The 12,841-nt window shown below is 52.6% G+C and carries 8 protein-coding genes; 3 read left to right on the top strand and 5 right to left on the bottom strand.

The genetic code is table 11. From position 1 onward, the window contains the following. Positions 1 to 89 precede the first annotated feature (89 nt). The gene (locus NEA10_RS09985; protein WP_252665192.1) at positions 90 to 260 is read right to left on the bottom strand and encodes a hypothetical protein; all 171 of its coding nucleotides are present in this window, start codon (positions 258 to 260) and stop codon (positions 90 to 92) included. 391 nt (positions 261 to 651) lie between these two features. Further along, positions 652 to 1,461 carry a 3-methyl-2-oxobutanoate hydroxymethyltransferase gene (gene panB / locus NEA10_RS09980; protein ID WP_252665191.1) on the bottom strand — a complete coding sequence of 270 codons (810 nt, stop codon included), beginning with the start codon at positions 1,459 to 1,461 and terminating at the stop codon, positions 652 to 654. Between the two features lie 304 nt (positions 1,462 to 1,765). Between panB and NEA10_RS09975 the strand changes: the two genes are divergently transcribed. Beyond that, positions 1,766 to 3,703, top strand: a complete 1,938-nt coding sequence (locus NEA10_RS09975; RefSeq protein WP_252665190.1) for a sensor histidine kinase — start codon at positions 1,766 to 1,768, stop codon at positions 3,701 to 3,703. A gap of 25 nt (positions 3,704 to 3,728) precedes the next feature. Here NEA10_RS09975 and NEA10_RS09970 read toward each other — a convergent pair whose 3' ends face one another. Beyond that, positions 3,729 to 4,466, bottom strand: a complete 738-nt coding sequence (locus NEA10_RS09970) for a vWA domain-containing protein (protein WP_252665189.1) — start codon at positions 4,464 to 4,466, stop codon at positions 3,729 to 3,731. 53 nt (positions 4,467 to 4,519) lie between these two features. Continuing rightward, positions 4,520 to 5,587 carry a mannose-1-phosphate guanylyltransferase gene (locus NEA10_RS09965; protein ID WP_252665188.1) on the bottom strand — a complete coding sequence of 356 codons (1,068 nt, stop codon included), beginning with the start codon at positions 5,585 to 5,587 and terminating at the stop codon, positions 4,520 to 4,522. 434 nt (positions 5,588 to 6,021) lie between these two features. Between NEA10_RS09965 and NEA10_RS09960 the strand changes: the two genes are divergently transcribed. Continuing rightward, entirely contained in the window at positions 6,022 to 7,050 is a 1,029-nt protein-coding gene (locus NEA10_RS09960; RefSeq protein WP_252665187.1) for a chlorophyll a/b binding light-harvesting protein, read from the top strand. A gap of 374 nt (positions 7,051 to 7,424) precedes the next feature. Beyond that, complete coding sequence (gene fldA / locus NEA10_RS09955; RefSeq protein ID WP_252665186.1) at positions 7,425 to 7,937, top strand: flavodoxin FldA; 513 nt, start codon at positions 7,425 to 7,427, stop codon at positions 7,935 to 7,937. 98 nt (positions 7,938 to 8,035) lie between these two features. On the opposite strand, the gene NEA10_RS09950 is transcribed toward fldA, so the two are convergent. Continuing rightward, positions 8,036 to 12,781 (bottom strand): WD40 domain-containing protein, encoded by a 4,746-nt coding sequence (locus tag NEA10_RS09950; RefSeq protein WP_252665185.1) that lies wholly within the window; start codon positions 12,779 to 12,781, stop codon positions 8,036 to 8,038. Positions 12,782 to 12,841: the final 60 nt, after the last annotated feature.

Here is a 12,841-nt window from a genome sequence, read left to right as displayed (position 1 = left end):
AGGCGATCGCAAGAACTGCTCCGGGTTATCTGATGAAGCTGTGATGGGTTCCTGAGTCCCGACGGGAAAACCACTCGTTCAGGGGTTGACTAACGATGAGGCAGATAAATTGTGATGGATTCCCCGTCATCATTGGTCAAATGCCGCGCTTCAAATCCTAGGTGATCGCCCTGGCGCGAGGGGAGAGAATGTCTGGAGTGAGACCGATGATGGCCAAGGGAAGGAGCGGGGCGATCAAGGGGAGATCTAGAGCGTGCCATAGAAGGAGTCCTCGGGATAGGCGGTTAAGGGCATCCGGGTACACTCCTGTATGGCGAGCACTGTCGTCCTTTAAGGAATGGCGGACCCGGAAGACGTAAGATGAATCACAGACACATTAGAGCTTGGAGATAACTAAGGTCAGGAGACTCAAGGTTGGGTTCTTTGACGTTAACGTCACGTTAACCTGTTGCTTATTTACATTAAGTATATCTCGTTTTCTTCCCCTCTTTCAGGATGATGAGTTAAAACTTTACAAATTTAATAGTATGCCCTAGCGAAGATATCCCAGATTGTCAAGCTCAGGAGTTACAAAAAACACGATTCCTGGGTAGGGTTATGACAGTTTCTCAATAGGTCTATCCGTGTAAATACCTAAAGTTTCTCCTAGAATCAACGTGTTTTTTCCTGATCCCCAGATGTCTGGGGAACGACTTGAGGATGCGATCGCACGTCATTGCTGTAAGTTTGAATGGCTTGGGCGATGGTCTCCCGTAAGTTGGCATAGACTTTGGCAAAGGGCGGCTGGCGATCGGACCATCCTAGGAGATCGTGGGTGACTAAAATTTGTCCATCGCAGCCAGCTCCAGCGCCGATTCCGATGGTGGGAATTGTTAATTTGGCGGTCACGGTTTCCGCTAACTGACTCTCTATATGTTCTAAGACCACGGCAAAGGCACCGGCAGCTTCGAGGGCTAAGGCTTCGGCCAGAATGCGCTCAGCCTCGGCCTCAGTCGTTCCTTGTTTGCGGTAGCCAAGCTGATGCACAGATTGGGGAGTGAGTCCCACATGGCCCATCACGGGAATCCCCGCTCGTACTAATTTCGCGACAATTTCGCTCATTTCTGGATGTCCCCCTTCTAACTTGACGGCGACGGCCCCGGCTTCTTTTAAAACACGACCGGCGGAATGAAGGGCCTGTTGAGGACTTTCTTGATAGGTTAGGAAGGGCAAATCCACCACCAGCAGGGCCTGTTTCACGCCTCGACGCACGGCTTTGGCGTGATGTAGCATTTCCTCAAGGGTTAGGGGTAAGGTGGTCTCGTACCCTAGGGCCACCATGGCTAAGGAGTCACCGACGAGGATGAGATCTACCCCCGCTTCATCTAAGACTTTGGCGATCGCATAATCCCACGCCGTCAGGGCCACTAACGGACGCTTTTCTTGTTTCCAACGCGCCAAGGTTCGAGGTGTAACAGCCATAACATCCGAGTCAATGGGGAAATCCCCTGAAGGTTTAACACAACCAGTGTATCGAAATTGGGGGATTTCCCTGACCTCTATACCAATAGCGGGCTGAGGTCACGATATCCTAGTCAGTAGTGGAACCGGTCGGTTCACCTTCTGGTCTCCCCCTCTGTTGTCTCCCAGGTTGTCCCTGTTTTGGGTGCTGCCTCTCTCCACAGTTCTAGCCCCCCTTTTTACCCTCTTCAAACTTGTGTTCTTTCGTCCGACTTCTAACCGTTCCTTCCCAAAACTGTCATTGCGCGCGGCTTTGACAACACCCTTGGTATTATTGCTATTAGTCTTTACGACGGCCATCGGCTTTGCCTCCTATCGCTCAGGCCAGCGAACGGCGGAGGAGTTTACCATTCAGCTACAGAATGAAGTCAGTCGTCACATTCTCCAATATTTGGGCGGGTATCTGGCAACTCCTCGCCAAGTGACCCAAACTAATGCAGCGGCGTTAAGTCTGGAACGTTTGACCCTAGAGGACTGGCAGGTCATGGGAAGCTATTTCTGGGAGCAGATGCAGGCCTTTGAGATACAAACCCTCTTCTATAGTGAAGCGATGGAGGGTCAACTACTGCTGTCTCGTCAAGAGGATGGAACGGCTCGCTTATATCGTAATACCGAGGAGATGGACGAGTGGAATATGATTCCGATGAGTCGCCAGGGACGCTTTTTGCCGGCATCTGAAGACATCCCTAGGAGTCTAATGGAGATTCTCAATCAGGTGGCGATGCAGCCGGCGTCCGAGCCTCTGTGGCAGCATCTTCCCTCGGGAAACTTGCTGGCGATCGCCCCGATTTATGGTCCCACTGGGGACTTACGGGGAACTCTTGGGGTGGAAACGGATATTGCTCCGGTGGGTTCTTTTCTCCGACAACTGACGCTGAGCCAAGGAGGCCAGGCGTTCCTTGTGGACCGTCAAGGAGAGCTTATTGCCAGTTCGGCTCCGCAACACTTGCGGGATGAGGTCAGCCAGGAGGGCAGTGGCCGGGAGTTGATGGATGTTCTCAATAGTCCGAATAGTACCATCCGCACGGCGGCGAACGTGCTGCTAAACGAGTTTGGCAGTTTGGGGAATGTCCAAGGAACGCAAATTCTCGCCTTTTCTCAGGCTAATCGACACTATTCAATGCAAGTGACTCCTCTGCGGGATGAGTGGGGTCTCGATTGGTTAGTCGTGGTGGCGATTCCTAAGACGGAGTTCATGGAACCCATCTGGCTCAATCTGATGATTATTGGGGTTTTGGGCCTGATTGCCACCATAACAGCGGCGGTGATGGGTTGCCAATTAGCCACTTGGCTGAGTCAACCGCTACGACAGCTAACTAAGTCTATGGCTCAGTTGGGACGACGCTCGGGTTCTGTGACTATTCCTCTCGTGGTGGATGATTCATCCCAAGAGGTGGGGGTGTTGGGTAAGAGTTTTAATCGCTTGGCCTTGCGTTTTCAAACCACTGTGGCTCGCTTGGAACAGGAAAATGGGGCGTTGCGGGAAACTGATCGCCTTAAGGATTTGTATTTGCATAATCTGGCGGAGGAGTTCCGCAAGCCGATTGAGGAGGCGATTGAGCGGGTTCAGGGGTTGAGCGATCGCCCCCATGAGTATTCTCAGCAAGACCGCCGGGATTTAAATCGTCTGCGGAAGTTGGGACAACGGCTACTGGAGTTGATGGAGGATATTTCTGATTTAACTCAGATTCATTCGGGCCAAATGACGCCGCAGTTAACGGGGGTGGAGTTAGAAACTCTTTTGGATGAGGTGGTTGAGGCTCATCGGCCGCTGTTGCAAGAGGCGAATCTTGACTTGGAACGTCGCGATTTTCCGCCCCCCTTACGGGTAACGGCTGATCGGGAAATGCTCAAACAGGTGTTAGAGATTATCTTGGAGAATGCGATTCAGTTCACGGAAGACGGCTCGATTACGGTCTCGACGGCGATTAGCGCCCCCATGGGTCGTACTAGCTACCATGAACTCCCGGAGGCGGTGATTGCCATTTCCGATAGTGGGATTGGTATTGATCCACAGCAGCAGGAAAAGCTCTTTCAACCGTTCGCTAAAATTGAAGGCTGTCCCGAAAGCCGTCGCGGCCCGGGGTTGGGGTTGGCGATCGCCGCGAATTTGGTTTCCCTCATGAGTGGCAAAATTTTTGTTGATAGTGAGGGGTGTGGTCAGGGAACCACGGTGACGATTCTGCTTCCGGTGAGTAGTTAATGGGATGGGTTCAGGGGGGAATCGGTTAGTCAGTGATGGCGGCTAGGAGCACTTCTGAGAGGGTAGCGCGGTTGATGGTGTCGAAGGTGACGGCATCGCAAATGTCAAATTTGGCTCCTAAATTTTGGAGTTCGTTATCGAGGCTGATGAGAAAGGATTGTAGTTCTAAGTCTGTGCCCACTTGTAGAAGTAGCACTCCTAATTCATCTTCGCGATAGAGACGTTTTGAGGCAGTAATAATGGTTTGTTTGACATCATCGGGGTCTAGGGGCATCGTGCCAATGAGAACAAAAATAATCTCTCCGTTGGCTTTGGTTTCACCATAACGGCGATGTTGAAAATAGCGGTTGAAGGCATCCCTGAGAACGGGGGCCAGGTGAGGTTGGTGGGAGGGAGGATGTTGGCGGAAGAGGGCGGGAATGCGCTCGGTGGTAATGCGATCGCAGTATTCAAAGCTGTTGTTATAGAAGTAGAGGTTGATACCTTTGAAATCCAAGTGTTCGCAATGGGTGGCGACGGCTAGGGTGGCATCTTCGAGGATGGATTGCAGGGTGATTTGATGGGTGGGGTCGATGATGCTCATGTTGGAGCTGCGATCGACAATGAGGGTATAGTTACGATTCTGAATTAGGTCGCCCCCATCGGTCAGCACGTCGGGATGACTGGGCTCTTCGTCAACTTGGCCCAGGGTTGAGAAGCCTGCATCTGAGGCAAAGCCAAAGAGGTTAATGGGATTCATGTCGCCGGAATTGATATTTGCCATGATTTTAATGATTCCTTAGAGTTTAGATTTGGAGTTAGAAACATTTGATTTTTTTAAAGGAATTGTTGTAAATTTGAGTCCTCTTTTAAGGTTTTTAAAACTGATTTAATATCCTGAGTGCGGTCTTTTTTGACAATGAGGGTGGCATTGCCGTCGCGTACCACCACTACGTCCTCTAGGCCAATGGTGACAATAAGTTCGTCCGGGTTGCTGTTATAGAAAATACTATTTTGGCTATCTTGCCCAATATGGCGGCCCAGTTCGACGTTGCTGGATTGGGGGCTGGTATTGTCTGATTGCAGGCGATCGAGGGCGTTCCAGTCGCCGAGGTCGTCCCAGCCAAAGGAGACGGGAAGGACGGCGGCCCGTTGGGTTTTCTCCATGAGGGCATAGTCAATGCTGATTTTGCTGAGGTGGGGATAGGCGTTGACTCCCTCTTGCTGAAGCTGTTGTATCAACTCTGGGGCGTATTGCTTCAGTTCCTCTAGGGCCACTCCGGCTTGGAAGATGAAAATGCCACTGTTCCAGCTAAACCGTCCGCTGGCCAGGAAGGTTTCGGCGGTGGGGCGATCGGGTTTTTCGGTGAAGCGGGCCACTTGGAAGGCGGCTAAGTCTTTGACGGTTCCCTGGGGGGTTCCCTGTTCGATGTAGCCGTAGCCGGTGGAGGGGTAGGTGGGTTTGACGCCTAGGGTGACGATCGCCCCTTGGCGTTGGGCGACTTCGATGGCGGCGTGGAGGGTGTGGTGGAAGGCTTCGGGGGGGTCAATCCAATGGTCGGCGGGGAAAAAGCCCACCACCGCGTCGGGGCCATGGCGTTGGCTGATTTCTAGGGTTGTCCAAGCCACGGCGGGGGCCGTATCTCGACCTTCGGGTTCGATGAGGAGATTGGCGTCGGGGAGGTCTGGTAACTGTTGACGGACTCCGTCGGCGAGATGGCTGGCGGTAATCACCCAGAGGTTGTCCCAGCCGTTGGCTAGGGGGAGGAGGCGATCGGCGGTGGCTTGCAGGAGGCTGCGATCGCTCCCATCGAGGCAGAGAAATTGTTTCGGGCGTTCCAGACGACTCAGGGGCCAGAAGCGTTCGCCTTTACCACCGGCGAGAATCACAGGGGTGAAAACCATAGGGGGCCTATTCGTGAATGAATGCACTTATGTTATAGCAAGAAGGCAAGAGGCATAACCCACCCCTAGCCCCTCCCAGGAGGGGATCGCAAGAGGGAGAACCACAGAGACACGGAGGACACAGAGGAAGGGAGGGAGAGGGGAGGGAAGGGGGAATGGGGAACCTGTATGACGTGATTTTCTGGGTAGTGTAATAAAACTTACTTGCAATAAGTAGCCGCGATTACCACCCTTACCTGCTCAAAGAGGATGGGTAAAATCCCTTGCTTTTATCATGGGGTAAGGGCTTCAAGCTCCTAAAACCATGATAGGCTCGCAAAACTTTACAAAAGTTAATAGCTTTTTATTGAGAAAGATTCTAGTCTAAGTGTCAGTCGCTTATTGACTAGATTTAGCAATAAGCAGTGGAAACCATGAACTTGTGAGTTGAGCCTATGCAAACCTACGATAATCCCAAGGTCACCTATGACTGGTGGGCGGGAAATGCCCGATTTACCGATATGTCGGGCTTGTTTATCGCCGCTCATGTCGCCCAAGCGGCCCTGATTACCTTTTGGGCCGGGGCTTTCACCCTATTTGAAATCTCTCGGTTTGACCCAACTCTCCCCATGGGAGAACAGGGGTTAATCCTCTTACCCCACCTAGCCACTCTCGGCTGGGGTGTGGGTGAGGGCGGACAGATTGTCGATACCTATCCCTACTTTGTCGTGGGGGCGGTTCATCTGATTTCTTCCGCCGTGTTAGGGGCTGGGGCCTTGTTTCATACCTTCAAAGCCCCAGAAGACCTCAAAACCGCCTCAGGACGTGCTAAACGCTTCCATTTTGAATGGGATGACCCCAAGCAGTTGGGTCTCATTTTGGGACATCATCTACTCTTTTTGGGAGCCGGGGCCCTACTGCTAGTCGGGAAAGCCATGTACTGGGGGGGACTCTATGATGCGGCCAGTCAGACAGTTCGGGTTGTGACTGAACCCACCCTGAACCCCTTTGTGATTTATGGCTATCAAACCCATTTCGCCAGTGTCAATAATTTGGAAGACCTGGTTGGCGGTCATGTCTATGTGGGCGTGATGCTGATTGGTGGTGGAATTTGGCATATCTTAGTTCCACCGCTCAATTGGGCAAGAAAGGTGCTAATTTTTTCCGGAGAAGCGATTTTATCGTACTCCCTTGGTGGAATTGCTTTAGCTGGATTTGTGGCATCCTATTTCTGTGCGGTGAATACCTTAGCCTATCCAGTAGAGTTCTATGGCCCCGCCTTAGAAATCAAACTTGGAATTACTCCCTACTTTGCCGATACCGCTGAATTACCCTTCGGCACTCACACCGCTCGCTGCTGGTTAGCCAATGCTCATTTCTTCCTCTCGTTCTTCTTCTTGCAAGGACATCTCTGGCACGCTCTGCGAGCAATGGGCTTTGATTTTCGTCGGGTTGATAAGGCATTAAATTCCTTAGAAACCTAATCTCCTTTCTCCTCTCTCTCTCAACTCTGTTATCGCTCCTCACACCGTGACTTATGAACTGTCCTTGTTGCTCGGGAAAATTACTGCGTCAGGTGAGTCGCCATGAACTCACGTGGTTCTGTCCCAGTTGTCGGTCGGTGTTTCCGGACTCGATGACCCATTTGAGGACAGTTCACCTCTCTAACGTGCTGGTATCTCCTCGGCATTAAGTCGTAAAAATTAGGGTCGTTATCAGGAGGTTAATTTATGGTCTAATTCGTTGCATTGGATATCAGACTGTGAGGGCGAACAGCCGTTCGCCCCTACAAGATGGGTTTTGATGTTTCCCTGAAACGTCTTGTCCTGAAATTTGTTGCCATTCAATCTCTGTTATTATGTCAAAAATTGGTCTTTTCTTTGGAACCCAAACGGGAAATACGGAAGCGGCGGCTGAGATGATTCAGTCGGCGTTGGGGGGAGATAGTGTTGTCACCCTTCATGATGTGGCTGAGGCAGATTTGGATGAATTGGGTGGGTATGACTGTTTGATTATCGGTTGTCCCACTTGGAATATTGGTGAGCTACAAAGCGATTGGGAGGGGTTATATGATGAGTTAGATGCTCTCGATTTTAGTGGTAAGAAGGTGGCCTACTTTGGGGTAGGAGACCAGATTGGCTATGCGGAGAATTTCCAGGATGCGATGGGGATGTTAGAAGAGAAAATTTCTCAATTAGGAGGGATGACGGTGGGTCATTGGTCAACGGATGGCTATGAGTTTGAGGAGTCGAAAGCGTTGCGAGATGGTAAGTTTGTCGGTTTGGCCCTTGATGATGATAATCAGTCGGAGATGACGGAAGAGCGGATTCAGGCTTGGACGAGTCAGTTGAAAAGTGCCTTTGGACTGTAGAGATTGAGGCGGACGGTTCGTTTCCCAATAATCCCCGGTTTCTGGACAGATATGGTTGGGCCAGGCCGGGGATTTGGTTTGGTTGAGGGATGGTTGGGTTAGTCGCTGGGGGACGTTTCGGGTGGGGGGATGTTGCAGAGAGCGCGATCGGCCTCGGTAACGTTAGGATTAGAGGTGAGGTAGGGTCGCAACCAGTCACAGGCGCGATCGAGGAGTTCGTCTAAGGTTTCCACTTTCCAAATTTTGACGGTTCCGTCATCTGAAGCTGATACTATCCTTGTGCCATCATGATTAAACTTGGCACTCCTGACCGGACTCAAATGTGCTTCAAAAGAGTAGAGAAGTTTGCCGCTGCTAATATCCCAAATTTTCACCGTTCCGTCTTCTGAGGCCGAGACCATTCTGGTACCATCTCCGTTAAACTCGGCACTATAGACCCTATCCTCATGAGCATCAAAGGACTGAAGCCGTTCCCCACTAACGGTATCTATTAGCTCCACTTTTCCATCCCCATCTAAGAAACCAGGAGAAAACAGCCTCATAGCATTCCCCTCAAACTCCGCACTATTGACCCAATCGGATTGAGACTCAAAGGACTGGAGAAGTTCACCACTGTTGACATCCCACAGCTTCACGGTTCCATCCCCTGAAGCCGAGACTAGCCTCGTGCCATCTCCATTAAACTCCGCACGCCAGACCCAACCCGAATGAGCCTCAAGGGAGTGGAGGAGTTCCCCAGTCCCCACATCCCACAGCTTCACCGTTCCGTCCAATGAAGCTGAGACCACCATCGTGCCATCCTCATTAAACTCCGCACGCCAGACCGAACCCGAATGAGCCTCAAGGGAGTGGAGGAGTTCCCCAGTCTCTACATCCCACAGCTTCACTGTTCCGTCCTCTGAAGCCGAGACCACCATCGTGCCATCCCCATTAAACTCCGCACTCGTGACCGGACCCGAATGAGCCTCAAGGGCGTGGAGGAGTTCCCCAGTGGTGACATCCCACAGCTTTATTCTGTCCCATGAAGCTGAGACCACCATCGTGCCATCCTCATTAAACTCCGCACGCCAGACCGAACCCGAATGAGCCTCAAGGGAGTGGAGGAGTTCGCTGCTAACATCCCAAAGCTTCACGGTTCCGTCCCCTGAAGCCGAGACTACACTCGTGCCATCTCCATTAAACTCCGCACTATAAACCCTAGATGAATGAGCCTCAAGGGAGTGGAGGAGTTCCCCAGTCCCCACATCCCAAAGTTTCACCGTTCCGTCGTCTGAAGCCGAGACTACCCTCGTACCATCCCCGTTAAACTCCGCACTCGTGACCCCACCTGAATGAGCCTCAAGGGAGTGGAGGAGTTCCCCAGTCTCTACATCCCAAAGCTTCACGGTTCCGTCCCCTGAAGCCGAGACTACCATCGTCCCATCCCCATTAAATGCCGCACTCGTGACCCACTTCGAATGAGCCTCAAGGGCGTGGAGGAGTTCCCCAGTCTCTACATCCCAAAGTTTCACCGTTCCGTCCCCTGACGCCGAGACCACCATCGTGCTATCCCCATTAAACTCCGCACTCTCAACCCACCAACCCAAATGAGCCTCAAGAGATTGGAGGAGTTCCCCAGTTGTTGCATCCCACAGCTTCACGGTTCTGTCGTTCGAAGCCGAGACCACCTTCGTGCCATCCCCATTAAACTCTGCCGTCCAGACCTCACCCGAATGAGCCTCAAGGGAGTGGAGGAGTTCCCCAGTTGTTGCATCCCACAGCTTCACCGTTCCGTCGGATGAAGCCGAGACTACCCTCGTGCCATCTCTGTTAAACTTGGCACTAATGACCCCACCCGAATGAGCCTCAAGGGAGTGGAGGAGTTCCCCAGTTGTTGCATCCCACAGCTTTACGATTCCATCGAGTGAAGCCCAGACTACCATTGTGCCATCCCCATTAAACTCCGCACTCGTGACCCTACTCGAATGAGCTTCAAGAGAGTGGAGGAGTTCCCCAGTGGTCACATCCCACAGCTTTACCGTTCCGTCATTTGAAGCTGAGACTACCATCGTGCCATCCCCATTAAACTCCGCACTATTGACCCAACCCGAATGAGCCTCCCATGTGTTGCGAAGACGGATATTTCGTAGAACCTCACTAAGACTTACAATCGGTCGCATCGTCCCATAGTTCTGGCCAGGAGGGGTTGCCTGCTGCAACTCCCGAGCCGTGCGCGTTGCCGTTAACAGCGCCTCTAACTCATCGTTGCGCTCAAACTGTTGCAACGCTAAATGACTATCGCGCTCCAATCGCGTAATCAACCGTGCCGTGTTCAACTCCCGATTTCCCCAAACCACAGCACCCAACGACACCGCTATAACAATAACCCCAGCCGCACTCAGCCAACGAGTCCGCCGCTTCACCTGAGTTTGCCGCTGTTCCAACTCCTCTAAGGTTCGCTCCGCCACTAACCGTTGACGCCGTTCCTCCTGCAAACTGGCGATTAACTCCGACTGACGGGATTCATAAATCAACTCCGCGAGATAATCATGCACCAATTGATAACGTTGCGGTTCTCCCGGAATCACCACCACCAACCCCGAGGCGGTGAAAATTTCCAGGACTAAATCTAAAGACTCCTGCAACACCTGACCCTGGGAAACCTGGGAAACCTGCTGTAACTCCTGCCATAACTCCTCATAGGACCGTAGAGGTCGCGTCCGCCGTTCATCGGTGAGGAGGTACAAGACCCCATTGGCTAGTCGCTCTTGCTCAGAACCACAGGCGCGGACGATATCATCGAGATATCCCTGGACTAACTGCTGTTTGGGATGCTCCCCCAAGGCGTCATAGGCGGACATCTCGTGAATCTGCTGAGATTCCAACTGAAAGCCGACAAGCTGAAGTTCAATGGGACGGACGGCTCCCATCTCCTGACTCAAATCCACCACCAGGCGCGTTCTCAACTCTGCCTCTAAATGGGGAGCCAAGTTCGCTAACACCTGACGAGTCCGTTCTGCTGAGAGATTCCCCAACTTGTGCAACACCTGACGGCTGAGAATGTCCCGATTGATGCAGTCCATGGATTCTAAGTCATTGCAGAGCAACAAATACCCGACATAATCCGTTCGCAGGGAAAACACCACTTTCAAGGCTCCCAACTGCTGGATATTGCTGCACAACCGACCGATAAACTCAAAAAACGCCGCCTGGTCTTGGGGGTTGGGGTTGGCAAAGAAAAACTCCTCAAACTGGTCAAAGACTAAAATCACCTGACAATGCTGCTCCTCCAAGGCCCGCAACTTGGCCTCAATTCGTTGCTGAGCTGACCCCTGGGGTATCCCCTTCAGGGACTTTTTATGACGTCGGCTGGTTTGGTCAATGGCGGCCTCGAGTTTCTCGGTCCAGGGTTGATAGAGTCGTAGCAGGATGGGAATCCCCTCCCGTCCGCCGCTGAAGGTCTTTTCACGCAGGACGGGAAGTAGGCCGGCGTTGAGGAGGGAGCTTTTGCCGACTCCAGACAGTCCGTGAATGACGAGAATCTTGCTCTGGGTTCCCGAAAGACGTTCTTGCAACTGCCGGACATCCTCCTCTCGTCCCGATTCTTTGATTTCTGGGGGGAGATTGTCCAGGGAACAGCGTTGATAGAGAATCCCTTGCAGGCGACTGGCTCCCACGAAGGCTCGCTGACCGCCGTAGCGTTGGACTTGCCATTGCTGTTGCTGAATGGAGAAGGCGCGGCGATAGTCTTGGCGGTCCTGAAAATAAATGTGATGCAGCTGCTCTAAGGCCTTTAGCCAAAGGTTGGGGAAGGGGAAACTCTCTTGTTGGCACAGTTGCTCATTCACCGCTGCCAAATGGTCCACCTGTTCCGGGTCTGGGGAGGTTTCGGGATGGGTGATGTCCCTTAAGTGGCTGACCAGTTGTACGACGGCGGCGTTGGCGACGAGGTGGGCCAGGTCTGGCTCATTGGCGGCTTGGAAGTGCTGCTGACTCTCTTGGAAGTGGCGGTTGAGGAGATGCAGGTCTGGATAGTCGAGAGAGCCTTGTTGCTGTTCGCTCCGCCAGAGGGAGAGAACGGCTTGCTGAAAGGCTATCCAGCCGAGGCGTGTCTGGCGATTGGGGGTTGGGGGGGAACTGTCTTGCCAAAACTGGACCCCCTGTTCTAGTTGCTGTTCGGCTTGGGATAGGTTTTGCTGGACCAGATGCTGCTGACTTTGAATGAGGGCCAGGTCGGCTTGGAGGCTGGGGGAGAGGTCGCGGTTGAGTTCCTGTTGGGCCAGGTCGAGTTCTCGCTGTTCGCTCTGGGAGAGAAGGGGTTGACTCCCTAGCCATTGCTCTGGGGAGGCTTGGGGAAGACGTTGGAAGAAGGCGGCGACGAGATGGTGCAGTTGCTGCTCTAGGTCGTTGGGGGTGGGGACAAACTGTTTGCTGGTGGTCCAACTCTGGAGGTCGTTGGCCAGCTTGAACATCTGTTTGAGGGTCCGGTCGTTGAGCCAGATGGCGATGGGGAAGGGACAAGTCCGGCGCAGGCGATCGCGGATTTGGTTACTATTGGCTAGAAACTGCTGTACATCGGCCAATTGATTGAGTCCCAGGAGTTGCACGCCGTCTGGGGGGAATGGCTGGATGGCTTGGATGGCTTGAGCGAGGTTCTGTGCCTCGGAGGGGAGATGAACCGCTGTGAGGGAGAATTGATGCTGCTGTTGGCAGGTCTGGGTCAGTTCCTTAGACCACTGTTGGCAAACGTCGCCATAGTTACAACGCACCAGAATCAGTTTAAACTGACCCCGCGACAGGGCCATGGCCTGGGCCAGTTGCTGCAAGGTTTTCTGATTTTTGGCGATTACATCAGTGGTCATCATTCATCTCGACTATGGCTAATGATGAGATGTAGGCTCGGGTACCATCCCAGTTTATCCCAT

The sequence above is a fragment of the Phormidium yuhuli AB48 genome, assembly GCF_023983615.1.
Lineage (GTDB): Bacteria > Cyanobacteriota > Cyanobacteriia > Cyanobacteriales > Geitlerinemataceae > Sodalinema > Sodalinema yuhuli.
The sequence above is the reverse complement of the archived record's forward strand: the minus strand, read 5'-3'. Positions and strand labels throughout refer to the sequence as shown.

What these genes read in the sequence shown, in the direction of transcription:
- NEA10_RS09985 (WP_252665192.1), bottom strand. Translation starts at nt 260, where the DNA reads ATGGCACGCTCTAGATCTCCCCTTGATCGCCCCGCTCCTTCCCTTGGC.
- panB (WP_252665191.1), bottom strand. Translation starts at nt 1,461, where the DNA reads ATGGCTGTTACACCTCGAACCTTGGCGCGTTGGAAACAAGAAAAGCGT.
- NEA10_RS09970 (WP_252665189.1), bottom strand. Translation starts at nt 4,466, where the DNA reads ATGGCAAATATCAATTCCGGCGACATGAATCCCATTAACCTCTTTGGC.
- NEA10_RS09965 (WP_252665188.1), bottom strand. Translation starts at nt 5,587, where the DNA reads ATGGTTTTCACCCCTGTGATTCTCGCCGGTGGTAAAGGCGAACGCTTC.
- NEA10_RS09960 (WP_252665187.1), top strand. Translation starts at nt 6,022, where the DNA reads ATGCAAACCTACGATAATCCCAAGGTCACCTATGACTGGTGGGCGGGA.
- fldA (WP_252665186.1), top strand. Translation starts at nt 7,425, where the DNA reads ATGTCAAAAATTGGTCTTTTCTTTGGAACCCAAACGGGAAATACGGAA.
- NEA10_RS09950 (WP_252665185.1), bottom strand. Translation starts at nt 12,781, where the DNA reads ATGATGACCACTGATGTAATCGCCAAAAATCAGAAAACCTTGCAGCAA.